Here is a 25,096-nt window from a genome sequence, read left to right as displayed (position 1 = left end):
TGCTCGTTTTAAATACGAAATGACATTTAAAATAGAACGATTACACCAATTAAACCTAGCCCAATTATGATTCCTTTCGATAATCCAAGATTGATAGCAGATATCGGTGCGACTTACGCACGCTTTGCGCTTGAAACCAGCCGGGGTGAATTCGCTCAAATCACGTCATTGCCATGTGCCGATTATCCCGATTTTTATTCGGCAATAACCAACTACATGAGCACGCTGAAACCGATTCAAATTCTGCATGCGGCAATTGCGGTTGCGAACCCAGTTGTGGGCGATAGCGTCATCATGACCAACTATCACTGGCAGTTTTCGATTGAAAGTATGCGGATTCAACTTGGCTTGGAAACGCTCGTTATCGTCAACGACTTTACGGCATTGGCGATGGCGGTGCCGCGCTTGGGGGCGCAAGATATCCGAAAAATTGGCGGTGGTGTGGCAATAGATCACACTAAACAAAGCGTGATCGGTATTTTGGGACCAGGTAGCGGTTTGGGCGTTTCAGGTTTGATTCCGGCTGGTGACGGTTGGGTTTCGTTAGGTTCCGAAGGCGGGCATAGCAGTTTTTCACCTAGAAATGAACGTGAAATTGCGGTGCTGCGTTACGCGTGGAAATCATTTGATCATGTTTCATTCGAACGGCTTTTGTCTGGGCCGGGAATGGAATTGATGTATCGCGCCTTAGCCGACTACGCTAATGTCCCCGGCAAAAATTTAACTGCGGCTGAAATTACCGATTGCGCACTCAATAATACCGATTCAGTGTGTGTTGAAACGCTGGAGTTGTTTTGTAGTTTGCTCGGTACCGCCGCCGCCAATCTTGCTGTAACGCTTGGCGCTCTGGGAGGAATATATATCGGCGGCGGCATTATTCCGCGACTTGGCAGTTATTTTGAACAATCGCCGTTTCGCGCCCGTTTTGAACAAAAAGGTCGGTTTAGTAGCTATTTGCAGGCAATTCCTACGTTTGTCATTACCGCAGAACATGCAACTTTTATCGGAATCTCCGAGATTCTTGAAGCGCAGCTGCGTAATCTACAGGCCAAGCCCGGCTCGGCAATTTTGGGTCAGATACGCCGCGCACGTCCTGATTTGTCGCCAGCTGAGTTACGCGTAGCTGAATATGTGTTGGCGCATCCACGTACGGTACTTAACGCGCCAATCATCGACATTGCCAAAACAGCGCAGGTTAGTCAGCCGACGGTTATTCGCTTTTGCCGATCACTTGGCTGTGAAGGATTATCTGATTTTAAATTGCGACTTGCGTCGGGCTTAACAAGCACGATTCCATTAACGCATACGCAAGTCACGCGCGAAGATTCGATGCTGGAGCTCGCCGCCAAAGTGTTGGGTAATACCGCGTCGGCTATTTTGCAGGTGCGCAACCAGATTAATCGCGATATGGTCGACCGCGCGATTGAAATGCTCAATCATGCCAACCGGGTTGAATTTTTTTCGGTTGGACACTATGGTGTCATCGCACAAGATGCACAGTTTAAATTTTTGCGGCTTGGAGTTTCCAGTGGTGCGTACACAGATCAAAAATTACAATTATTAGCCGCCGGCGTACTCAAGCAGGACGATGTCGTTGTCATCATTAGCAGCAGTGGGCGAATTCAAGAACTCGTGGACGTGGCAGAAAAAGCCCGCGAACGTGGCGCCTCTATTATTGCGATCACATCAAGCCACTCGCCCTTGGCGCGTAAAGCAGATGTCGCACTGATTATTGATCACGTGGAAGATATTTCCACCCACCTGCCCATGGTGAGCCGCATTTTACATTTATTGATGATCGACATTTTGGCGGTGGGCGTCGCGATGCGACGTAAGTCAGAAAATATGCAATTGCTGAATACAGAAAGCGACGAACTTATCGATGTGTCTAAAAAAACGATCATCAATCCGGCGTCTGAAAAATTGTCGACAGATGATATTCCGGGCGTGAGTTTATCTTCGCCCTTATCGAATCTGACTTCGCATAGCCGTTAACAAACCAAATACAAATTTAACTTAGCCAACTTGGTTAGCCTTATCAACCTGAAAAAAACTCCATCATCACATGACTTATCCTCACTTATTGGCTGATATCGGCGGCACAAATGCACGCTTTGCTGTAGAAACTGCACCTGGAAAATTAGAAGCAATCTTAATACTCCCCTGCGCAAATTACGCCACACTCTCTGACGCGATAAAAAGCTACCTGGCTACTCCTTTGGCAATTGAGGCAGGCGCAAGCCAGGTTCGTAAGGTTGGGATTGCGATAGCTAATCCGGTTCATGGCGATTTGATTCAAATGACGAATCACCATTGGTCATTTTCGATTCAATCAGTAAAAAATGAATTTAATTTTTCAACGCTATTAGTGATCAATGATTTTAAAGCCTTGGCCATGGCGCTTCCTTTTTTGGATCAAACGCAAAAATATCAGGTAGGTGCAGGGAGGGCGCAAGAAGGTGGTGTGATTGGATTGCTGGGTGCAGGAACCGGCTTGGGCGTGTCAGGTTTAATTCCAAGTAAAAGCGGTTGGGTGGCACTAGATAGCGAGGGCGGGCATACCTCGTTTGCGCCGACTAATGCGCGTGAAATCGCCATTTTGCAATTTGCGTTACAAACCTATAAGCATGTTTCAAGCGAGCGATTAATGTCCGGGGCTGGTTTGCAATTGATTTACCGTGCTTTGGCTGATCTTCACAAAGTAACCGCCGATGATATCGACCCACCGGAAATTATGCGACGCGGTTTGGAGAATGAATGCCCAATTTGTAGCGAAGTCTTAACCACTTTTTGTGAATTATTAGGAACAATGGCAAGTAATTTAGCGATTACTTTAGGTTCCAAAGGGGGGATTTATATTGGGGGAGGAATAGTCCCACGTTTAGGAAGTTATTTTAATCAATCACACTTTCGTCAGCGGTTTGAACAAAAAGGCCGTTTCGCTAATTACCTCGAACAAATACCGACTTTCGTCATTACGGAACCTTACCCCGCGTTCATTGGTATTTCGGCGATGTTGGGACAAATTTCCCAGGAATAAGCGGCCTTTATGTAGAGCGATTACCCGTCAATCAATCGTCTTAAAACGTCGCCATATTGCTCAGAATGCGACTGCACGATGGGCAAGGCTTTTTCAGCCCCTTTTAACATCAAGCCCTTCCCTGAATCTGGGAAGGCGTTTAACGCATCTTCAATATCTCCGGGATATTTGTCTTCCATGGCGCAAATAACGGTCGCCGCTTGCAGAATATCTTTACCACTTTTTGCTGGCTGGTTAATGCGGGATAGCGATGAAAATAATTTGTGGATGGCAAATCGAGCAGGGTTGGGTGTGTAAACTGGTACAGCATAATTCTTACTAAGAATGACGGACTCTAATCTGCCATCGACCAAGTAATCCAAGTGAGGAACAGCTTGAGCATAGGCTTCAAACTCAGGAACTAATATTGGTGCCCCGATATCAGATCCATTCACAAGTAAATCTACTAAGAGCTTTTCTCTGCCTGGTAGCTTGTAAGTTTCAGATTTATCACCAGACCTCAACCCGGTCTTAGCTTTAATAAATGGCAGTCCTGAAGTCTGAAGTATGTCAAGCAAGCTCATTTGCGGTGTGGTGGCGAGACTCAATGGATTTGATCTAACTGTATCGATGTCTTCCGTTAAATAACTCGGCGCCTTCACTCCAAGCTTATTTAGAATCGCACCATATGCGTGACTTCCAATCAAAGTGAGTCCGCCGGAAAAAAGTCCATGGTTATGTAATGCAGCCAATGTGGCCCCAGCCTTGTCTTCAATAACGGCAAAACCAAGTTTGCGGAGCTCTCTTACGCTTTGGACAACCATATCTGCGCTGCTTATTCTGTCCTGTACATTTTTGAGAGCGAGTTCCCCTTCAGGTGTTCCAGATGGCCCGCCAATATATTTTTCTGACTGATTGCCACTCGCATCGTAAAAACGATGGTAAAAAAAAGTGTCTGTTCCTCTCAATCGCTCTTCAATACGTCCCGGCGTTCCAATATAGATTATTTCTTGCGTTTGCGCCCACTGAAAAAGATTTTCGAACTCGGTATGGTACGTCGCCTGAAAAGCAGAATAGAGTTGCTTCATTTGTAACTCCTAAATTGCCACATAAAATTAAAAAATATGTGGCAAGAATAATCTATTCGATGAGGTTTTGCCACATAAAATTAAAAAATATGTGGCAAGAATTTAAATAAATTAAATTGGAGAAAGAACCAAATCGGAGGCAGCATATGTTTTTGTATATCCACGATACCTGACCGAAGTTCCGCACGTTGGACATGTTTATGGACTGGTTTGAGGTGGAAGCGGTCGAATGGGTGTTGGATTTAGGTGGTTATCCGATGCGCAATGAGGATGAGGAATAGAGTTTTGACGTCTTGAAGCAATAGCCATCAAGTTAACATTGCAGTGCGATGATCTCTAACAATTTGCGCATGATTATTAGTGACCAGTGGAATGCATTGAGTTGATCTTTCGACTTGTTTAATCAGGCTATTGAATGACCGCAACTAACTGAAGATGTGTGATGCATCAACCTGATTAAATATTCATTTATTCAATCTGTTTGATGCATCAATCCATCCAGCTACGCCAGAATAAAAAGCAACGCCAACGTAAAAGCAACTGCAAGCTCACGTCTTAGCGAATTCATGGAAACCAACACTAAGTGAACCTAGGTTTTAATTTACATCACTATTTGGCATGGAAAGTGTGACTGCTGTCCGTCTTCAGATCATCAAGCGTCTTATAAGCGTCGGTGATTCTTTCGTCAATGAATTTGAGCCGTTCCGTCGCGTGACAAAATCCTGCTCGGAATAAGATGGGTGCAATGCGCTCATTGGAAAAATCTGTCAGGGCAAGATGATCGAGTACTTCAAAAATAGCCGAAAAATCTCTGACGATGTCACGAGCCTGTGTATAGGCGTCAATCGTGTCGACGGCGAGGTGAGTGATAAGTGGACGAAGTTGTTGTGTGTGTTGCTGATCGATGCTGGTCATGATAACGGTAATTTAATCATTTGCTCGTCGAGCGCCAGCTCAGTCGCAAAATATTAAAATCCAACGTTTGAAAAAACGAGCCTTAAAAGATATATGCCTTAAAGATATCGCATGTCGTAAAAATTGTAATTATTTGCCAATTAAATCCAACCAACATTTAACAAAATCCGATGCAAATGCCCTATTTAGGGCATAGCAATATTCCGATGCCTGTATAGACTCTAAGAAACTTTACAGGACTGTGCACAGCTAGAGTATTCAAAAAATCTAGCTAATTTAATCTTTAAACTGTGTTTGCATAATTGGCATGTGATTACTGGGTAATTTTTATATAAGGATGAAATATCAGCAACACCATTGCACTGCATCATGATTTGATAAATTTGATGAACAGGTGCTTCCCTTTATTAAATCAGCTACTAGAATGGATAAAGCGATCTGGCTCGGCGGGTGAATTTCTGTTCAGGGTCACTATGCGGTGTTTTTTGTCGATTGGAAATTGCTTGGGCGGCCTGAATAAGGCAATAGCACTATGTTAAGCATTTAAAGACGGATTGTACTAATGATCACTTCCTATTCGCGCGATGAGCTGCTGAGGCAACTCAAGAGTTTCGATTTTCGGGGCGCGAAAACCTTAGTTTGCCAATTTGCATCCTCAATGGCAATTAATTTGAGGGAGTAATTTATAAATACCATCACGATTCTCATCATCGACGATGAGCCAAGTAATTTGGCGACCTTAAAGCAAATCCTCGGGAATGACTATTCTCTGGTTTTCGCACGTAACGGCACTGAAGGTTTGGCTGCTGTAAAAAAACATCTACCGGCATTAATCCTCCTGGATGTTCAAATGCCAGACATGGATGGCTACACCGTTTGCAAGATGATCAAGGCTGACCCGCTCACCGAGAATACGCCAGTGATCTTCATTTCCGCTCTAAGTGATGTTGGTGACGAAACCACCGGATTTTTGTGTGGTGGTGTTGATTACATCATCAAGCCGGTTTCGCCCGCTATTGTGCGCGCACGCGTGGCAACCCATTTGTCATTGGTGCGCGCCACGACGCTTGAACTTTACGTTAAACAGCTTGAAATTGAACGCACCAAGACAGCACGTTTAAGCCGCATATTGGCGGTGTTGAGTGGAACTAATTCGGCGATTGTACGTATTCGTGAATCACATGCATTGATGGAGGAAGCATGCCGCATTGCGGTTGATCACGGCGGATTTGGTATCGCATGGATAGGTTTGGCGCAGGATAATGCGGCGTTGAGTATTGCTGCCAGCCAGGGCATTGAGTCGGATCAGTTGATCGCCACATTGCAACCGTCAGTAGGCAAGTCACCCGACAGTATAGAGATTTCTAGCCAGGTTCTGAAAACAGGCCAGACCTGTATCTTTAATGACGTCCGAAGCGCGACTTCAACCAGCGCAACATGCCGCGACGCGTTAAGCCGGGGCTACCTTTCCCTCATTGCTCTGCCGCTGACTGGCAACAACAAAATTGCTGGCGTCGTGGTTCTTTATGCGCGTGAGTTAAATTGTTTTGATGAAGAGGAAATCAAGCTGTTGAGCGAATTAGCAGGCGATATTTCATTCGCCTTGCAAGCGATTGAAAACGGGAAACGGGCTAGTTTTCTTGCCTACTACGATGAGCTGACCGGATTGCCGAATACGACGCTGTTCCTGGATCGACTCGATCAATTGATCCAATCTGCATGGTTCGAGAAAAGCAAAGTTTTTGTCATTATTCTCAACCTGAATCGATTCAAAGAATTGAACGACACATATGGACGCCATATCGGCGATAAAGTGCTCATCACCGTAGCCCAATATCTCGACGAAGGATCGTTGCATTCCTGTAGTGCTGCACGCATCGGCGCAGATAATTTTGCGTTACTAGGCGTCGAAGCAAACAGCGGCGATGTCACCAAATTGTGCGATCAGATTCTGATCATGTTAGCCAAGCCATTCAATATTGATGGGAAAAGCTTTACCGTATCGCCGCGACTCGGGATTGCGATTTACCCGACTGATGCTGAAAATACGGAAGCATTATTCAAGAACGCGGAAACGGCACTTAAGCAAGCCAAATTTACCAAGTCGTTGTATTCGTATTATTCGCCGGAACATAACGCAAAAATCGCCGAAAAAATCGAACTGGAGAACATGCTCAAACTCGCTTTGGATAACAATCAGTTTGTGATGTATTACCAGCCCAAGGTGGATTTAGATACGGGCAAAATCGTCGGCGCGGAAGCCTTAATTCGTTGGAAACACCCTGAGCGCGGTATGGTGCCTCCCGTCGAATTTATTCCGTTAGCGGAAGAAACCGGGCTGATTGTTCCAATCGGTACTTGGGTAATTCAGGCGGTATGTGCCCAGCAGGCCACATGGAAACGTGACCGAATTCCTATTGTGCCAGTCGCCTTGAATTTGTCGGCACTGCAATTCAGGCAAGGTAACGTTTTACAGATTGTGCGGGATGCCTTGTCCGAATATAAGCTGGAACCGAATGAGCTGGAATTGGAACTGACCGAGTCATTGGTTATGCAAAATTTGCAGGAGGCGGAAACAATCATGCGCTCGTTTCATCAGCATGGATTACATCTGTCTCTGGATGACTTCGGCACAGGCTATTCTTCACTTGCGTACTTGAAGCGTTTCCCTTTTGATACCGTAAAGATAGATCGCGCCTTCGTGACCGACATCACCCGCAATCCGGAAGATGCGGCCATCGCCTTGGCGATCATCGCCATGGCTCACAATTTACACATGAATGTTGTCGCCGAAGGAGTTGAGACCGAGGCACAGCTCAAATTTTTGCGTGCCAGACACTGCGATCAGATCCAAGGCTATTTCTTCAGCCCTCCAGTAACGGCAGATGAGTTCGGGATGATGCTGCACACCAGAAAGCATATTGAGCCATCGGTGGATACCCAGGATCAGACTCTGCTGTTGGTTGATAGCGACTCCTTCATCCTTTCCGCGTTGACACGTACTTTGCGCGGGCAGGGGTATCGCATTTTAACGGCGTTGGGCGGGCGCGAAGCGCTGGAAGTTTTAGCGACCAATCCAGTCCAAGTTATTTTGTGTGAACAACTGATGTCCGAGATGACGGGCGCTGAATTTTTTTCAATTACTGCAAAGTTGTACCCGGATACCATGCGCATTATTTTAACTGGCTATACGGAATTGCAATCTGTGCTGGAAGCGATTAATAGCGGTGAAATTTATCGCTTTTTGACCAAGCCGTGGGATGACGAACTGATCAGGCAAAATATTCTGGATGCATTCAGAAGGTATAGGCCAATGGCGTAGATAGGTAAAGCGCATGAAGATGAACAGCGACGAACGGAAAACGTAGACCATTTAATTACTCTGCAAGTAAATTCGGAGGTAACAATGACCAGTAGCATTGCTTTATTTAGTCCATTTTTGATTTGCCGCAGCGGCGTGCAGTCATGCGGATTTCCGCTAGAGCACGTTGCGGAAACGATGCGTGCGCTTCCTGTTGAAGTTTTTCCTGACATGCTGCCGTTTATGTTCGGCGTGTCGATCATACGTGGCGTGGCGGTGCCGGTGGTGAATTTAGCTGGGTTGTTGGGTGGGGCAACTGACACGGGAGTAACACGCTATGTGACAGTACGGCTTGGCAATCGTCTGGTTGCCTTTGCGGTCGGTAGCGTGGTCGGCGTGAGCCAGCTTGCGGCTGATGTAATTGATGGTCTTCCGCCGCTGTTAGGTGAAGCCGATAGGAGTATTGTGGCGGCGATCGGGACGTTGGATTCCAACTTATTTCTGGTGCTGGAGGCATCGCGTGTTATTCCGGAATCCGTTTGGCAGGTTCTGGATGCGCGAGGAATGTCGACATGATGCTACTTCCCAGTGCACAGGAAATCTCGCGCTTTCGCACCAAAATTGTTGAACTGATGGGGCTAAATTTTGACGAATCAAAATTCGACATACTTGCCAAGGTTTTGCATAGTCGCATGCTTGCCAATGGCATGGAGCATACCCCATACATTGATAGTCTTGACACTCGTTCGAGCGAGGAAATACGCCTGTTGGCACGTGAACTCACGGTAACGGAGACGTATTTTCTACGTAACATCGATCAATTCAATGCGTTCGCCGAAGTCGCACTGCCAGAACGTCTTGCCGTGCATGACGGTAATCGCAATATCGAGGTATTGTCGGCTGGCTGCGCCTCTGGTGAAGAGCCGTATTCCTTGGCGATTACCGTACGCGAGCATTGTTCCTATGCGGCGGATCGTATCTCAATCACTGCATTTGACTTGAATCCGGCAATGCTGCAAAAAGCCGCGCAGGCACGCTATTCAAATTGGTCATTGCGCGATCTGTCCGACGAATTGAAGAAACGCTGGTTCAAGGTTGGTGGCGATGCCTTTAACCTGAACGATGCGATTCGAAAATCGGTAGTTTTCGAGTCGCGTAATTTGACCCAAGACGGCGCCGACTTCTGGTCGCCAGCGCGATTCGATGTTGTGTTTTGCCGCAACGTGCTGATGTACTTCAGTAATGATCAGGCACAGGCTGCCGTGGATCGTATTGCGCGGGCCATGGCACCAGGCGGATACTTGTTCCTTGGTCACGCAGAAACCTTGCGCGGTATTTCAAACGATTTTCATCTTCGTCACTCCCATGACACTTTTTATTACCAGCGAAAAGAGCACATTGTTTCATCGCATGTTCGGCTTCCTCAATTGCAACCTAGGGTTCGCTGGAAACCGGCGGCATCGTTATCCGCTGACACTAGCTGGATAGAGGCGATTCAACGCGCCTCAGATCGCATTCAGGCATTGACTCCTGCTGTAGAGGTGGCGATGTTTGATAACGCAATTTATGTCGGCGATCGCCCGATGCCCGATTTGCATCGTGTACTCGAAAGTTTGCACAGCGAACGCTATGATCGTTCGCTAGATCAGATTGGCAATTTGCCGGTTCAGCATGCGCATGATCCTGATGTATTACTGCTAAAGGCTGTTTCGCTTATTCATAGCGGCGCACTGGCGGAAGCAGAAGTGGTATGTGAAGAATTGCTGAAGTGTGATGAGTTCAATGCGGGCGCACATTACGTGCTGGCGCTGTGCCGGGAAGGCGCTGGAGATCTTGATGGTGCTGTTGAACACGACCAGACTGCTACTTACCTTGATCCTAAGTTTGCGATGCCACGGCTGCACCTAGGATTGGTGTCGCGCCGCCAGGGCGAACATGACAGTGCACGCAAGGATTTGGGGCTGGCTTTGTTATTGTTGCAGCACGAGGATGCATCGCGGGTATTGCTGTTTGGTGGTGGATTCAAGCGCGAGGCGTTATTAGCCTTGTGTCGTGCAGAACTAGCGGCTCTGGGAGAAAATAAATGAATCAAGCTTATCGCTCAAATTCACCGTCAAAGAGTGCAGATGCGCTCGCCATGCGCCGCGAGTTTGATCTTGGATTTGCGCAGGCACCGCATGTGCAAAAAGAGGCTCTTCTGAACTTTTTGGGTATTCGCCTCGGAGACGATGCGTTTGCAATTCGAGTAAGCGACATCGCCGGACTGCATGCCGATCGCCGTATCATGCCGATGCCATCGCCCGTTCCAGCCTTACTTGGCGTGGCCGGATTCCGTGGCTTGATTGCACCAGTCTATGATCTTGCCGCGCTACTTGGTTATAAGTGCAAAACACCTCCGCGCTGGTTGATATTGATACGCTTGGGTGAACCGGTGGCGCTGGCTTTTGAGCACTTCGAAGTCCACTTCTCTGCGGAGCCGGGCAGCATCATTTCAGCACCCCAGTTAGCCGTGTCAATACCAGATAATGCTCGCGTTCATCGGTACGATGCCGTGCGTGCCGACGACGCAATCCGACCAATTATTCATTTGCAATCACTGCTTGCACCAATACTTGAGCCGAAACAGCGGTCATTGAATTTGTCCCTTCAACAAAGGAGAAAAGAATCATGAATAGAAACTGGACTTTTGGAAGAAAAGTTGCATTCGGTTTTACCGTGTCTTCCATTTTTTTGATTATTGTCGGCATCGTCGGATATTGGAGTACGTATGCATTGATCGACACCAGTTATTCGGTGACTCATACACATAAAGTCATCGAACAAATATCAACATACCTCAGCAATATGAAGGATGCCGAAACCGGGCAGCGAGGTTATTTGCTGACGGGAGATCTGGCTTATCTTGAACCATACACAACGGCGGTTGCTGCAGCTCCGAAATTGCTCAATGAATTGCGTTCCTTGACCGTAGATAGTTCCAACCAGCAAAGGTTGGTTGATCAAATGGAGTCGCTGACTGCCTCCAAGTTTGATGAGTTGGGTCGCACCATTATGTTGAAAAAAGCCGGCCGTTCCGACGACGTGTTGAAACTTGTGCTCACCAATGAGGGAAAAATATACATGGACAATCTGCGTAAGGTGTCCGAGCAGTTGAGTCAGGAGGAACGTAATTTACTGGAAAAACGCGCTGCCGAGGCGGAATCAACCGTGAACACCGCTAAGGTAACTATTCTTGTCGGTACCTTGATCTGTCTGGTGTTTGTCGTAATCACTGCTTTTATGATTACCCGATCACTGGCGACGCAACTTGGTGCCGCAGTCGGCCATGTGCAGAGTTCATCGACGGAATTGCAGGCAGCGGCAACCCAGCAGGCATCCGGTGCCAAAGAGCAGGCCAGTGCCATGAATGAGATCAGCACCACCATCAGTGAATTGGGTGTGACATCGCGCCAGATTGCAGAGAGTGCGCAACGTGTAGCGCAGATCGCTGAACAGACCGCCGGCGCGGCACGTGCCGGCGAAGGCACTGTGGACAAAGGACAGGACGCCATTTCTGGCGTTCGGCGGCAGATTGATCAGGTGGTTAATCACATGTTGGATTTGGGGCGAAAATCGCAAGAAATTGGCGCGGTGCTTGATATTGTGTCCGAGCTGGCTGAGCAGACCAATATTCTCGCCATCAACGCAACCATTGAGGCGACCGGAGCAGGTGAAGCGGGCAAGCGCTTCTCCGTTGTGGCAGAAGAAATCCGCAAACTGGCGGACCGCGTGGCAAATTCGACCAAGGGTATTCGCACGCAAGTAGAAGATGTACGTAGTGCTGTGAATACGACCGTGATGGCAACCGAGAGTGGCGCAAAAGCGGTTGATGCCGGAGCACGCCAATTCACCGAAGTAGCGGTCGCATTTAAGCAAATTGCGAGCCTGGTTGGTACCACTACCGAAGCTGCGCGTGAAATCGAGCTTTCGACCAAACAACAGGCAACTGCCGCAGAGCAGGTGCGTATTGCTGTAACCGACGTCGCCCAGGCGACTCAGGAGACTGAAACAAGTTCATCGCAAACTCTGCAAACCGCCACGCAACTGGCTGGCTTGGCGCTTGATTTGCGGCGCTTGATTCAGCCGCAAGCTATTTAGTGACGTGAACTATGACTAAAGATCCCTACCGTTATTTTAGAATTGAGGCGAGCGAGTTGTTGGACCAGCTCGCCAAGAACGTGCTCGACCTGGAAAAAGGCAGCTTCGGCGCTGAGTTGGTCATGCGGCTGTTACGTCTGGCGCATACCTTGAAAGGAGCAGCCCGCGTCGTGAAGCAATCGGAGATTGCCGATCTTGCGCATGGGCTGGAAGATACGCTGACACCGTATCGTGACGGAGCGCAAGCTTTTCCGCGTGAGCACGTTGACAGCGTTCTTGCGGCGCTCGATGCGATTGCCGCAAGGCTTGCGCAGCTCCCAACGCCCAATAATCCTGACGCGTCAGCGTCGGCGTTGGTGCCGGATAGCGCCGCAATACCTGCGATTTCTGCGGTACGTGTAGTGCGTGCCGACTTGATCGAAGTCGATATGTTGCTGGAGGGTTTGGGCGAGATTGGTAATGAATTGGGCGGCGTGCGACGGGCGATTGACTCGATGGAACGTATCCGCAATCTGGCTTCGCAAATTTCCGTGCAGCATGCAATACCTCAAGCTAAATTGAATGCCGCATCGGAAGAAATGTGCTCTTTGCTGGCTACGCTTGAACGTAATATGTCGGCGGGAATTCTGCGTATTGACCGTGAATTGCGCGAGGCACGTGACGCCGCCGAGCGATTGAGATTGGTACCGATCGCCAGTATTTTTAATACACTGGAACGCACAGCGCGCGACGCTGCCAATATTACCGGCAAGCAGGTGGAATTTCAGGCCAGCGGCGGCGATGTACGCATTGAAGGAACCATTTTGGATACGGTGCAAAGTGCGCTGATTCAATTGGTACGCAATGCCGTGGCGCACGGTATTGAGATGAAAGCCCTACGCAGCGCGCTTGGCAAGCCAGCCATCGGTCGAATTACCCTGGAAGTTGAACGACGTGGTTATCGCGCCTGGTTCCGTTGTAAAGACGACGGCGCGGGTGTAGATCTTGATGCGGTGCGGCGTGCGTTATACAAGAAAGGAATCTCACCGATCGATACGGAAAAATTGGATGCCGGCGCATTGATGGCATTGCTGCTTAAAGGCGGTATTTCGACGACCAGTGTTGTTACAGAAATCTCCGGCCGCGGTATTGGTCTTGATCTGGTACGTGAAGCCATGCAGGGGTTAGATGGTGAAGTCGTTGCGCGGACCGAATCGGGACATGGCACCGCTATTGAATTATCGGTGCCGCTGTCACTGGCGGCGCTTGATGTGTTGATTGTGGAGAATGTTGGGTATGTCGCCGCATTACCACTTGATTCGGTGCGTTGCACGTTGCGTATTGCGTCTGAAGAAATAGTGCATGCGCCGGATGGCGAATTTGTTCTGTATGAAGGAAAGCAAATTCCATTTGCACCGTTGTACCTTGGCAACCCACAAAAAGCTGTACGCTCGAAATCGAATTTTGCTTCGCGTGCTCTGACAGCTGTTGTGGTGGCAACGGGCGACGCACTATTTGCGGTGGCCGTTGAGCGCTTATGCGGGATGGATACCGTTGTATTACGTGCGCTACCGCCTTCATGTCCGGCAGACCCCATAGTGTTGGGCGTGTACCTTGACGAGGAAGGTAATCCACGGATGGTATTGAACCCTGATACGTTGGTTGCGCAGCGCGGGTCTGGCAATGCTAATACCGAAGGCGATTCTTTGCCCCGGAGCGGCTCGTCGCAGATGTCTTCTGCGCCGATTTTGATCATCGACGATTCCCTCACCACGCGCATGCTGGAGTGCAGCATATTGGAGTCGGCTGGATTCGTCGTGGAAATGGCTGCATGTGCCGAAGACGGGTTGGACATGGCGCGGCGTGGCAGCTATGCCTTATTTTTGGTTGATGTCGAAATGCCGGGTATGGATGGTTTTAGTTTTGTCAAACACACGCAGGCCGATCCCTTGTTGCGCGAAGTGCCAAGCATACTCGTGACTTCATGTAATTCCGCTGAGGATCGACGGCGAGGCAAGGAATGTGGAGCCCGCGCTTATATCGTCAAGGGCGAATTCGACCAGGTCGAATTTCTTGAACGTGTTACCGAGTTGGTGCAACGATGAGCCGGCTGCGTGTTCTCGTGGTGGAAGATTCATTGACTGTGCGCAAACGCCTGTGCGAGGTGCTCAGCATGGATCCGGACATCATTTTGGTGGGTGAGGCAGAGGATGGTAAACAGGGTATTGAGCTATGTATGGCGTTGCGGCCTGATGTCATTTCACTGGATATGATGTTGCCGGTGATGAGCGGGCTGGCAGCAACCGAATACATCATGGCTTACTGCCCGACACCTATCCTGATAGTTTCTTCGTCATTTAACCGTGGCGAGATATTCAAGACCTATGAAGCCTTGGCTGCCGGTGCTGTCGAATTGATGGAAAAACCAACGGATCAAGATGGTGAGGGAGAGTGGGAGCGGCGTTACATTGCGATGCTTAAACTGGTGGCACGCGTTAAGGTGGTGACGCATTTACGCGGGCGGAAGGGGGCTCTTCAAGAGCCAGCTCCTGCACTAGCTCCAGTTCCAGTTTTTATTCCAACTCTCGCTAGTCAGCCACGGATGCCGTGCGCGATGCGATTAGTTGCGATTGGCGCATCTACCGGAGGGCCTAGCGCGTTAGTTAATGTTTTACGTGCATTACCAGCGGATTTTCCTTTGCCGGTATTAATCGTGATCCATATCAGCGAACCGTTTGAAACGGCGTTTGCAGAGTGGCTAGATGCGCAGACTCCCCATAAGGTTCGCATCGCGTCGGAAGGGCAGTTATTGAATAAGCCCGGTGTTTTTATCGCCCCGGCAGAGCATCATCTGATCGTGCGTGACCGCAGGTTGCATATTACCAATGACCCGGAGCGCTATTCATGTCGGCCATCGGTCGATGTACTGTTTGAATCGGTCGCACTTGATTATGGAGCAAGCGCGGTGGCCTGCCTGTTGACAGGCATGGGGCAAGATGGTGCGCGTGGCCTGCTTGCGTTGCACCAGGCTGGAGGAATCACCATCGCACAAGATGAAGCGTCTTGTGTGGTGTATGGAATGCCACGCGAAGCAGCATTGCTGGGCGCTGCACAACGCGTGTTGCCGTTGTCTGAAATCGGACCGGCGTTGGCGACGTTGGGGAGGATCGCGCCATGAGTAAAGTAATCATGATTGTGGATGACAGCCTGACCGTGCGTGCCGATCTGGAAGAAGCATTTACTGCAGAAGGTTTGCCGACCATCTGCTGCGCGAGTGCTGCGCAAGCACGTGCGACGTTTGGAACGCAAGAGATTGGCCTGGTGGTCTTGGATGTGTTGTTGCCGGACGGTGATGGCATTGATCTATTAAGGGAATTTCGTGCAACCCCGGCTGGCGCTGATATTCCGGTTCTGATGTTGTCGAGCGAGGCAGAGGTCAAGGATCGTATCCGTGGCCTTTTGACCGGATCAAGCGAATATATCGGCAAGCCATATGACCGGGATCATGTGATGGCGCGTGCGCGTGAGTTGCTAGGAACGAAGCGGCCGGAGAGAAAACGCGAGCAAGTCGGAGAGAAAGCGTTGGTGTTGGTGATTGACGACAGCGCGACCTTTCGCGAACGCTTCGGTGATTTGTTGCGTGAACAAGGGTTTGATGTGCTGTGCGCCGAGTCAGGTGAAGAAGGGTTGCGCAGCGCCGCGATAAATCGCCCTGCCGCCATTGTCATTGACGGTGTCTTGCCTGGTATCGATGGACCAACGGTGGTGCGGAAGTTACGCCTGGACGCCGCTTTGCGCCACACGCCATGCATTATGCTGACCGGCTCTGAGTCCTTCGACGCCGAACTGCGTGCGCTTGACTCGGGGGCAGATGCCTTTGTGCGCAAAGAAGAAGATTTGGAAATGATACTGGCCCGTGTCACAGCGGTCTTGCGCAATGTCGGCAAGGTCGAGGCCAGGCATGAAACTGTCAGCCTGCAAGGCCCGAAGCGGATCCTGGCAGTTGATGACAGTTTGACCTATTTACATGAGCTTAACGACACGTTAAATGGAGAGGGTTATGACGTGATTTTGGCGCACTCCGGAGAGGAGGCGCTTGATATGCTGGCAGTGCAGACCGTTGATTGTATTTTGCTTGACCGTCTCATGCCGGGTATTGACGGCACCGAGACCTGTCGCCGGATCAAAGCATCTGCTACGACGCGTGATATTCCTCTCATCATGTTGACCGCGATGGAAGACCGTGAAGCAATGATCGAAGGGTTGAGTACCGGCGCCGATGATTATGTGTTGAAATCGAGTGAAATGGATGTGTTGAAGGCACGCGTGCGTGCGCAACTACGCCGCAAACAATTTGAAGAGGAGAGTCGGCGCATTCGTCTGGAATTGATGAGCAAGGAACTCGAAGCAACAGAGGCGCGCGCAGCACGTTCGTTGGCGGAAAGTCGGGCCGAATTGTTGGCCGTGCTGGAGCGAAAAAATCAGGATTTGGAAACGGCGGTTGATCTATTGCGTCAGGGGCAGCAAGAAATTGAGGAGCGGAATCAGCAATTGCAGGAGGCAAACCGTCTCAAGTCGGAATTCGTGTCGAACATGAGCCATGAAATTCGTACCCCAATGAATGCCATACTAGGCTTCGCTTATTTGCTCGATCAACGCCAACTGGATGGGGATTCAGCGGATCTCGTCAGGAAGATACGTAACGCAGGGCGCACGCTGCAATCAATCATCAACGACATTCTCGACTTTTCCAAGATCGAAGCGGGGCGGTTGGAAATCGAACGGGCTCCATTGCGTATCAACGATATTTTCGACAATTTGTCGGACATCATGGCTGCCAATGCAGGGCACAAAGATCTTGAACTGGTCATTTCTCCGCCACCGGATATCGGTGGTCAGCTATATGGCGATGCGTTGCGGATAGAGCAGGTCCTGATTAATTTGACTGGCAATGCGATCAAATTTTCCGAACATGGCGCAATTCGAGTTGGCATCAATCTGTTGGAGAAAACCGACAAGGTGGCAACGATGCGCTTTTCAGTCACCGATTCCGGTATCGGCATCCCCGTTGAACAACAATCCCAGATTTTTGCGGCTTTCTCCCAAGCCGACGCGTCGACAACGCGACGCTTCGGCGGTACCGGATTGGGGCTGACCATTTGTCGGCATTTGGTTAAAAATATGGGCGGTGAAATCGGCGTGGTCAGCGAGCCGGGAAAAGGCAGCGAGTTCTGGTTTACGGTTCCGTTTGAGTGGAGCTCGATGACGGAGTTTGCGCCGCCTGAAATGCTCACCCTTGACGTGCTGATTGTCGACGACAATGAAATTGCGCTGAATAATTTGAGACTCATCGCCAGGTCAATCGGCTGGAATGTCACCAAAGCCGAATCGGGCGAGATTGCTCTTCAGAAGATACGTGCCAAGCATGAACTTAACGCGAACTACAACGTGCTTCTGGTCGATTGGAAAATGCCGGGAATGGATGGGCTGACAACGGCACTGAAGATGCGCGAAGAGTTCAGCGATGAGCCAACGGCGATTGTGCTAATGGTGGCGGCTTTTTCACGCGACGAATTGCTGCGCCAACCGGATGTCGATGCCGTAGACGGCATTTTATGTAAGCCTGTCACTAGTTCCACGCTCTACAACTCCGTCGCAGAGGCGCTGCGCCGCATTGCCGGGGGGCTTTCTAAATCTGAGGAACGCAATATAAAACGCATACCCGGTGTGCGCATATTGATCGTTGACGACAGTGAAATCAATCGCGAAGTAGCGATGCGGATTGTCACGACGGACGGTGCCATTGTGAGTCTTGCAAATAACGGCAAAGACGCACTCGAATGGTTATGTAGCAGTCAGAATGTGGTCGACATTGTGTTAATGGATGTGCAGATGCCGGTGATGGACGGCTACGAGGCCACGCGCCAATTGCGCTCATTGCCGCAATTTGCCGACCTACCGATCGTTGCGCTGACGGCCGGTGCATTTAAAGCGCAGCAGGATGACGCGCTCACGGCGGGCATGAACGCATTTGTGAGCAAGCCATTCAACGTTGAAGAGTTGGTCACCACAATACAGCGGTTGACCTATTGCCAACCGCTGCTGAAAGGAGCTGCGCAGCGCGGGTCAGGTACTGCCACGGACTTCGGGAATCTTCCCGGCATTGAAGTGGAAAAGGGCTTGAGTGTCTGGCGCGATGTGGCGATGTATCGCAAATTTTTGGTCAAATTTTGTAGTGACTTTGCCGACTCCAGCGATTTGCTCGACAGTTATTTTGCTAGCGGCAATCATGAAACTGCTCAGGCACTCTTGCATAAGCTCAAAGGAGCCGCAGGCAATATGGCACTGTTCGATGTTGCCCGGTTGGCTGCTGAGGTTGAAGCGATTGAACTTTCTACCGGCTTGAGCGATGGATTGAGGCAGCTGCGATCGGCTTTGGCCATTGCTTTTTCCTCTGTTGCAAAGTTCGCCGCGCAAGCGGAAGAAGAGGCGACTAGTGACTTGGTGGCTGCCAACGTTAAACCGTTACACCAAATACTGCCGGAATTGCTACAGGCGCTTGACAGTGACGCACCAGATAATGCAAACCGGCTTGTCGCATCCATGAAAGCCCTATTAATCCCTGATTTTATCGCTCAATTGGAGGCACGGATCGATAGCTTTGATTTCCGCGGTGCGGAGGCGTTGGTGCGTCGTTTGATTGATAACCCGCAGCTTGGGGTAAGGGAATAGATGGGAAAATATCTGTTTTATGAAGGTAATTTCATTTCCTAAATTTAAATTTGCGCATGGATTTTGTAGAAGGCTGGGTAGAAAACCCAGCATCATCGGCTGAAATGCTGGGTTTTCTACCCAGTATCTACGGCGCTTGTCAACTATCGGCAATGGGCTTAATTTGATTTTTCTGCGGATGCAACTTTAACCTGAGGAATTGTTTTCAACCAATGTAATATTGCTCTAGTGAGAGCAATATGCTTATCGGAGAAGCCATGGTCGGTATTAAATATTGTGGCAGTTACATGGGATCGTTTTGAAAATAAATCAGAAAGCGAAGCAACATTATCCACCTGTTTAGAGCTTTCTTTTGATGCCCATGCGAGGAACACGTATTTTCCAGCCAACCCTTCTGAGTAGTGCGCTGGGTCCCAGTCATCCATGTGGGGCATAATCTCATCAGTAATTTGTTTGCCAGTTGCTGATGGAACTAATTTTGAAGTTAGTCCTTCATCCCACTCGGCTTTATCTTGTGGTGTCATTTCTTTAAAGGCACGTAAGTCGGTTCCATCCATATGTATAACCGCTCTGATTTTTGCGTTTTCAGCTGCCAATCTCAAAACAATCGGACCTCCAAAACTGTAACCAAAAAGAATAATGTTGTTCGGATCAATTCCCATCGTTTTTTCTGAATTATCTGAGCGTAAAAATTCAAGCGCAGATTGCAAATCTTCATAAGCGTGTTGTTCTGAAAAAACACCCCCCATTGAATAAGTGCCGCGATAATTAAAAAACATGACGTTATAGCCTGCACGCCGCAATACGCGCGCAATGTCATTACTTCCCGTTGAATCGGGAAAACCCCGTGCGTATAGTACGGTTGGATGAGTTCCCTTGCCCTGTGTTGAATAGACTTGCCCATACAATGAAACCCCAAAACTATCAAACACCACTTCTTTAGATTTGGGTGGAAATGCTTTGTCGGCCACAAATTCATCGTCAGCCACTGGATCATAATGATGATTGCCAGATGCCAAGGCGGCTACAGGTGCTGTGAAAAGTCCGATCAACGCGCCAATGATCAGAGATCGAACAATAAGCTCCAGCTTATATCTAAAAAAATTGTACATATTTATCCGATGCAGTTTGTAAAATGTAGATGACGAAAATAGTTAATCACCTAGTTGGTTGAGTCGCATTTGGTAAAATAAAGCAAGAATTTGACTGCCACGCACATTAGCATCCTTTGCAATCGCCAATAAAGTAATTTGCATAGCGCAATGTACTCACGTTGTTTCCAAACCATAATTATGATTAATTTTGTATTATTGACACAGCTTCTACCCTAAAGAAGACGGTCACAACCATCCGTTTTAGGGCAACCAAACAAACTACACAGCGCAATTCCTAATTGAAGTGGTTATTTGACCATATTAATGGCCGCTTAATAACGCCCGTTTGAGACTGGAGTCGAGAGGGTGATCGCCCAACCAAATTTTCAGAAATAGGGAATAAAATAATTGATCGTTAATCGATTCGCCGAGTTGTTTATCATTGATGGCAAATACGATTCCTTTGTTTGGTATCCAATCGATAGTAACAATATCGCCTTTTTGAAAATCCGAAATAATCGAGAATAATTGCCCAAATTTAGCCATAGAAGAAAAAACTTTTTCGCGTTCTTCTCTGGTTGCATTATTACGAATGCCGGTAATAAATCCTTCCGCAAAATAATCCGAAGAGCTAGATTTCATCAACACCAGACACAGTCGTTTTGAACCGGATAAAGCGATGACGTCATCCACAGTGGTTTTTTTCTCGTGCAGATAAAGTGAAGCTACCGCATATTTGGTAGAAAATTTAGTGCGAATTCCAGCCCCATTTAGTACCAATTCCTGATTAGAAATTGTGACGGATTCCGGAACTTTAATTCCAAAAACATCAACAGCAAACGCGTGATTTGAAAATATAAATGGACATAGCAATAGCGTAATAGATAACGCGAAGTTACCGTAAAATTTAGTAAACATGATTTACCTCAGAAATGATTGATTGCAGATTCAATGTTATTACCTTCAATTCCTACTAAATTGGAATGGCAACAACATTGAATTCATGCTTGATTTTGGCCGTAGAGAAAAACGATTTTTCTTAAAATTTGTAACCCACATTAATACCAAGAGTACTACGGTCACTCATGGGATTGAAATCGCCACCCCAGGTTGGTATCCAGACCAGATCGATGTTGATTGATTTGTGATAAATAGTTTTCAAGTCTATGACGGCAAATTTTCTACCTTGACTAAATACGCCATCATCCGACCAGCCGCGCACATCCTGGGCAAATGAAATCTTCGGATCAAAATCAACGCCAGCAACCAATTGAGGGTAGTCAAAATTGAGGCGCAATTTATAACCCCATGATGACCGGGTATCGTATCCCGCATTGCTGCATTCCATCTGTGTCAGTGAAGACTGACATGCTGCACCACCTATTGGAGCACTGCCAAAGAACATAGGGCGCCCGAACCGCATAACCGACTGATCAGGTAAATCTGGCGCCACTTTTACCGCAAATTCACCAATCAATGTCACGACATCAGCCGCCATTAAATGAGAAAACGTTTGAGTTGCGGATAAATTAAACTGCACGGCTTTCATTTTTTCGTAACCGTTAAACAGTTGGCCCGCTTGGGTTGAATTCGCCAAGCCACGCAATGGAGTTGACGCCGTATTGCTGACGAATGCATTGAGAAGATCAATGGTGTTGTAATGATAGGGCTGGTCCGGACGATACGTTAATTCCGCTAAAATATTTCCTTCGCTGCGTTCAATGTCGTAGGTTAAACCCACCATTCGAATGTCGCCGGGATATTCCAGCGCATATTGTGGATTGCCGTTGTTTGGATTAGAAGGCAAAAATGGAATTGCATTGGTGGACTTGTATGTGCCATAAAAAAACTGTCGGGAATCAAATTGGGCCAGATATAAGCCAACCGTACTGTCCAGCGATGGAATATCTTGACGTATGCCGATACCGCCTTGCGCTGCATTGCCCGGTTTAATATCTCCAGCACGTGTAACATAAAAACCCTTGCTTATGGCTTCTGGTGCGGTTATTGCATTTGCGACGATTATCTGATTACAGCCATTTGAAACAAAATCCACTTGCGAATAAAATGTGCCACAACCCAGGGCGGCATTACTTTGAAAACGCGTTTGCACAATCATGTCGATTGAGGTTGACGGAGTTACAGAATACACGGCACGTAGTGCGGGAATAGGAATTACCGTCTCTTCAGGTAATGCGCCTGGTCTTACCAGAGCATTGTTGTCACGCACCAGCAAATCGTTCAGGCCACAGCCAATTTGAAAATCCCGGCCCCAATTCCAGCTTTGTTCACCGATTTTCCATTCGACCTTACCCTCGCCGATTTCATTTTCACCATATAAATACATGCTGGTTAATTCGGCACCATTGAATTTGGCCTCACTTGAAAAACCTTTATCGCTCAATGGAGTGCCGTTTGCGTAACCATTGGGTAGATTGCCCCAAAGTACATTCTGATTTTCCAAGGCAAAATCATTCCATGCCTTGATACCCATATGCGCCCCGTAGTTCTGATTGACATAGTCCAGATCCAGGTAGCCTTTTAATATTGTTGAGGTTTGTGACCAACGTTTGTAATTCAGATCTCCATCGTCCCCATTGCCGCCATTGGGAGAAATTCCACTTAGTCCAATTGCTTTTGCGTTGGCTGGAGATAGGAGCGATGGATTAGGATTTTCAGTTCGCAGTGCGGTACCGGCAACTACAGTTGCATTGACGGTGAGCGTGCCGTCGGCAATTTCTATATCAGTTGCATAAACTTGGTCAGTCATGATGGCGATTGCACTGGCTACAAACAGCGATATTTTGCGATGATTCATTTTTTCTTGCCTTTAGAAGATGATTCGTCAACCGAGCGTGTTGATTATTTTTATTGATAGGGAGCATGCGCGTGTGTGCCTGACATCCCAGAGTTGCAATCTTCGGGGGAATTGGATTGGCATGTCCAATGCATAGTATTTTGTATTTCTATAAAAAATACTCATGAAAGTAGGCCAGTTCAGAGGGAAGCGACCACGTTGCGTCGACTGATTCAATCACATTCGGATGAGTGGGTAATTTCAAAAGGTGTGGTGTTTTAGATGAAGGAGAACACCTATTGATTTATGCTTGCGTAGGTTTGCAGCAGTTCAATAAAGCGCGCTTCGCTGCTGACCAGGTCGCGTGGGCGCAATAGGTCATCGCAAGGCGGGAAGCGAATGCAGCATGACAGCGTATTCCACTGCATTCCCAAGTAATCTGATGTGATTATTTTGCGCGGAATTACCCGAATAACTTGATTAATAATTTAATGAACGTATTGGCGCCGTTATTGTAGGGCGGCATCATCAGCAATTTAATCGCAGAAAAAAATCCTTGATAATAGATAGGACGAAGCTTGGAGAAAGTCACAAAGCCCTCGTGACCATGATAGTGGCCCATGCCGCTCGCTCCCACCCCACCAAAGGGAATATCATGCTGCGCCACATGCAGTAACGCAGTGTTCACAGAAACCCCGCCAGACATAACGTGAGTGATGTAAAAATCCTGTAATTGCTTGTCGTTCGTGAATGGATAGAGTGCCAATGGACGATCATGCGCATTGATGTAGTCGACCACTTCTTGCGCATTCCGGTAAGTTTTAATAGGCAGCAGCGGCCCGAAAATTTCACGCTGCATGATCTGCATGTTATCGCTAACATCAAACACCAGCGTGAGCGGAAATTTGCGCATTGCCGGATCTGGGTTTGATCCTTCAAAAAGATTCACACTACGCGCACCTTTCTTAATTGCCTCGTTCAACGTTTCTTGCAAACGATGATACGAGCGCTGATCGATGATGGATGTGTAGTCATTATGGTTAATGTCCGGATAGCGTTTGGCGATAATCTGCTGCGCTTCAGTGATGAACGCTGCTTCGCTGCCTTCTGGAATAAAAACATAATCAATATTGGTGCAAATTTGCCCTGCATTAAACGCTTTTGCCCACAGAATTTGGCCAACTGCGCTTGCGATAGGAAAGTCAACGCCGACAACGGCGGGTGATTTGCCACCTAACTCCAGCGTGACTGGTGTTAAATTGCGTGCCGCATTAGCCATCACGGCACGACCAGTCTGGCCAGATCCGGTAAAGAACAAATGATCAAATGGTATGGAAGAAAAAGCGGGGCCGCGACCGCCTCCATCTTCGAAAAACTGTAATTTATCAGCTGAAAAATAAAGCGGCGCTATTTTAATCAACAGGCGCGCCAGATTATTGGAATTTTCCGACATTTTCAGCATGGCTCGATTGCCCGCTGCGAATATGGCGGCAAGAGGCGCAAACGATAAATTTAAGGGAAAGTTCCATGGAACGATGACCCCGACAACGCCAAGCGGTTGCGGGATAACAGCGGCCCGTGAAGTGGGGTAAAGCATGAAATCGATCTTGCGTCGTTGCGGCCGCATCCACTTTTTTAAGTGTTTCATGTTGTCTTTGATTTCTTGCAGCACCACGAAGAATTCGGCAAACAAGGTTTCAAACGTGGATCGATTTCCGTAGTCTGCGTTGATTGCTGCGATTATTTCATCTTTGTTTTCATTCAGCATGCGCGCCAGTTGCTGAAGATCTGAACGTCGGCTGTCATAGCTTGGCACCGGATCTTTTAAATAAGCGGCGCGCTGTTTTTGAAAACAGTCAGAGAATTCGGTAGGAATTTCACTATTTAGTCTTGCATTCATCGTTCTGGAACTTTCAATAAGAGTAGGGCTTACGCAAATAACATAGAACATAGGGCGATTGGTATTTTGTAGGAGCACCCCTAAGCAAACCTGCTCAAATCGCATTTATTTACGCTTGTTTTGGAGAGCTGCTG

At 48.2% G+C, this 25,096-nt stretch carries 16 protein-coding genes; 10 read left to right on the top strand and 6 right to left on the bottom strand.

Annotated features, from left to right (window positions below):
* The first annotated feature begins 66 nt into the window (after window positions 1–66).
* Together S2091_RS01885 and S2091_RS01880 are read left to right on the top strand one after the other, a co-directional pair.
* Entirely contained in the window at window positions 67–1,995 is a 1,929-nt protein-coding gene (locus S2091_RS01885) for a glucokinase (protein ID WP_105530066.1), read from the top strand.
* Window positions 1,996–2,065: 70 nt separating this feature from the next.
* On the top strand, window positions 2,066–3,040 hold the full coding sequence (locus S2091_RS01880) for a glucokinase (protein WP_105530065.1): 975 nt from the start codon (window positions 2,066–2,068) through the stop codon (window positions 3,038–3,040).
* Between the two features lie 20 nt (window positions 3,041–3,060).
* Here the strand turns inward: S2091_RS01880 and S2091_RS01875 are convergent, their stop codons facing one another.
* Both S2091_RS01875 and S2091_RS01870 read right to left on the bottom strand, forming a co-directional pair.
* Window positions 3,061–4,107 carry a GSU2403 family nucleotidyltransferase fold protein gene (locus S2091_RS01875; RefSeq protein WP_105530064.1) on the bottom strand — a complete coding sequence of 349 codons (1,047 nt, stop codon included), beginning with the start codon at window positions 4,105–4,107 and terminating at the stop codon, window positions 3,061–3,063.
* Between the two features lie 609 nt (window positions 4,108–4,716).
* Window positions 4,717–5,022 carry a hypothetical protein gene (locus S2091_RS01870; protein ID WP_105530063.1) on the bottom strand — a complete coding sequence of 102 codons (306 nt, stop codon included), beginning with the start codon at window positions 5,020–5,022 and terminating at the stop codon, window positions 4,717–4,719.
* 685 nt (window positions 5,023–5,707) lie between these two features.
* On the opposite strand from S2091_RS01870, the gene S2091_RS01865 reads away from it, so the two are divergent.
* The 8 genes from S2091_RS01865 to S2091_RS01830 all read left to right on the top strand — a co-directional run bounded on the left by S2091_RS01865 (window position 5,708) and on the right by S2091_RS01830 (window position 19,171).
* Window positions 5,708–8,344 (top strand): EAL domain-containing protein, encoded by a 2,637-nt coding sequence (locus S2091_RS01865; protein ID WP_341476982.1) that lies wholly within the window; start codon window positions 5,708–5,710, stop codon window positions 8,342–8,344.
* 84 nt (window positions 8,345–8,428) lie between these two features.
* Window positions 8,429–8,899 carry a chemotaxis protein CheW gene (locus tag S2091_RS01860; protein ID WP_105530061.1) on the top strand — a complete coding sequence of 157 codons (471 nt, stop codon included), beginning with the start codon at window positions 8,429–8,431 and terminating at the stop codon, window positions 8,897–8,899.
* A complete protein-coding gene (locus S2091_RS01855; RefSeq protein WP_105530060.1) occupies window positions 8,896–10,410 on the top strand; it encodes a CheR family methyltransferase in 1,515 nt (504 codons plus the stop codon). Before S2091_RS01860 ends, S2091_RS01855 begins: the two co-directional genes overlap by 4 nt.
* Entirely contained in the window at window positions 10,407–10,994 is a 588-nt protein-coding gene (locus S2091_RS01850) for a chemotaxis protein CheW (protein ID WP_105530059.1), read from the top strand. Before S2091_RS01855 ends, S2091_RS01850 begins: the two co-directional genes overlap by 4 nt.
* Window positions 10,991–12,460, top strand: coding sequence for a CHASE3 domain-containing protein (locus S2091_RS01845; RefSeq protein WP_105530058.1), 1,470 nt, complete (start codon window positions 10,991–10,993; stop codon window positions 12,458–12,460). Before S2091_RS01850 ends, S2091_RS01845 begins: the two co-directional genes overlap by 4 nt.
* Before the next feature lie 11 nt (window positions 12,461–12,471).
* Complete coding sequence (locus tag S2091_RS01840) at window positions 12,472–14,544, top strand: hybrid sensor histidine kinase/response regulator (protein ID WP_105530057.1); 2,073 nt, start codon at window positions 12,472–12,474, stop codon at window positions 14,542–14,544.
* On the top strand, window positions 14,541–15,617 hold the full coding sequence (gene cheB, locus S2091_RS01835) for a chemotaxis-specific protein-glutamate methyltransferase CheB (protein WP_105530056.1): 1,077 nt from the start codon (window positions 14,541–14,543) through the stop codon (window positions 15,615–15,617). The genes S2091_RS01840 and cheB overlap by 4 nt, the downstream gene beginning before the upstream one ends.
* Window positions 15,614–19,171, top strand: coding sequence for a response regulator (locus S2091_RS01830; protein WP_105530055.1), 3,558 nt, complete (start codon window positions 15,614–15,616; stop codon window positions 19,169–19,171). The genes cheB and S2091_RS01830 overlap by 4 nt, the downstream gene beginning before the upstream one ends.
* A gap of 158 nt (window positions 19,172–19,329) precedes the next feature.
* On the opposite strand, the gene S2091_RS01825 is transcribed toward S2091_RS01830, so the two are convergent.
* The 4 genes from S2091_RS01825 to S2091_RS01810 all read right to left on the bottom strand — a co-directional run bounded on the left by S2091_RS01825 (window position 19,330) and on the right by S2091_RS01810 (window position 24,962).
* Complete coding sequence (locus S2091_RS01825; RefSeq protein WP_105530054.1) at window positions 19,330–20,283, bottom strand: alpha/beta hydrolase family protein; 954 nt, start codon at window positions 20,281–20,283, stop codon at window positions 19,330–19,332.
* A gap of 303 nt (window positions 20,284–20,586) precedes the next feature.
* Window positions 20,587–21,183 (bottom strand): chalcone isomerase family protein, encoded by a 597-nt coding sequence (locus tag S2091_RS01820; RefSeq protein WP_105530053.1) that lies wholly within the window; start codon window positions 21,181–21,183, stop codon window positions 20,587–20,589.
* A 121-nt stretch (window positions 21,184–21,304) separates the two neighbouring features.
* The gene (locus tag S2091_RS01815) at window positions 21,305–23,083 is read right to left on the bottom strand and encodes a DUF1302 domain-containing protein (RefSeq protein ID WP_105530052.1); all 1,779 of its coding nucleotides are present in this window, start codon (window positions 23,081–23,083) and stop codon (window positions 21,305–21,307) included.
* 442 nt (window positions 23,084–23,525) lie between these two features.
* Entirely contained in the window at window positions 23,526–24,962 is a 1,437-nt protein-coding gene (locus S2091_RS01810) for a coniferyl aldehyde dehydrogenase (protein ID WP_105530051.1), read from the bottom strand.
* Between the last annotated feature and the right edge of the window lie 134 nt (window positions 24,963–25,096).

The sequence above is a fragment of the Solimicrobium silvestre genome, assembly GCF_002976435.1.
Taxonomy (GTDB): domain Bacteria; phylum Pseudomonadota; class Gammaproteobacteria; order Burkholderiales; family Burkholderiaceae_D; genus Solimicrobium; species Solimicrobium silvestre.
The sequence above is the reverse complement of the archived record's forward strand: the minus strand, read 5'-3'. Positions and strand labels throughout refer to the sequence as shown.

Excerpts from the sequence above, each read along its gene's own strand:
- S2091_RS01885 (WP_105530066.1), top strand. The coding sequence starts at position 67 with ATGATTCCTTTCGATAATCCAAGATTGATAGCAGATATCGGTGCGACT.
- S2091_RS01880 (WP_105530065.1), top strand. The coding sequence starts at position 2,066 with ATGACTTATCCTCACTTATTGGCTGATATCGGCGGCACAAATGCACGC.
- S2091_RS01875 (WP_105530064.1), bottom strand. The coding sequence starts at position 4,107 with ATGAAGCAACTCTATTCTGCTTTTCAGGCGACGTACCATACCGAGTTC.
- S2091_RS01870 (WP_105530063.1), bottom strand. The coding sequence starts at position 5,022 with ATGACCAGCATCGATCAGCAACACACACAACAACTTCGTCCACTTATC.
- S2091_RS01860 (WP_105530061.1), top strand. The coding sequence starts at position 8,429 with ATGACCAGTAGCATTGCTTTATTTAGTCCATTTTTGATTTGCCGCAGC.
- S2091_RS01855 (WP_105530060.1), top strand. The coding sequence starts at position 8,896 with ATGATGCTACTTCCCAGTGCACAGGAAATCTCGCGCTTTCGCACCAAA.
- S2091_RS01850 (WP_105530059.1), top strand. The coding sequence starts at position 10,407 with ATGAATCAAGCTTATCGCTCAAATTCACCGTCAAAGAGTGCAGATGCG.
- S2091_RS01845 (WP_105530058.1), top strand. The coding sequence starts at position 10,991 with ATGAATAGAAACTGGACTTTTGGAAGAAAAGTTGCATTCGGTTTTACC.
- S2091_RS01840 (WP_105530057.1), top strand. The coding sequence starts at position 12,472 with ATGACTAAAGATCCCTACCGTTATTTTAGAATTGAGGCGAGCGAGTTG.
- cheB (WP_105530056.1), top strand. The coding sequence starts at position 14,541 with ATGAGCCGGCTGCGTGTTCTCGTGGTGGAAGATTCATTGACTGTGCGC.
- S2091_RS01830 (WP_105530055.1), top strand. The coding sequence starts at position 15,614 with ATGAGTAAAGTAATCATGATTGTGGATGACAGCCTGACCGTGCGTGCC.
- S2091_RS01825 (WP_105530054.1), bottom strand. The coding sequence starts at position 20,283 with ATGTACAATTTTTTTAGATATAAGCTGGAGCTTATTGTTCGATCTCTG.
- S2091_RS01820 (WP_105530053.1), bottom strand. The coding sequence starts at position 21,183 with ATGTTTACTAAATTTTACGGTAACTTCGCGTTATCTATTACGCTATTG.
- S2091_RS01815 (WP_105530052.1), bottom strand. The coding sequence starts at position 23,083 with ATGAATCATCGCAAAATATCGCTGTTTGTAGCCAGTGCAATCGCCATC.
- S2091_RS01810 (WP_105530051.1), bottom strand. The coding sequence starts at position 24,962 with ATGAATGCAAGACTAAATAGTGAAATTCCTACCGAATTCTCTGACTGT.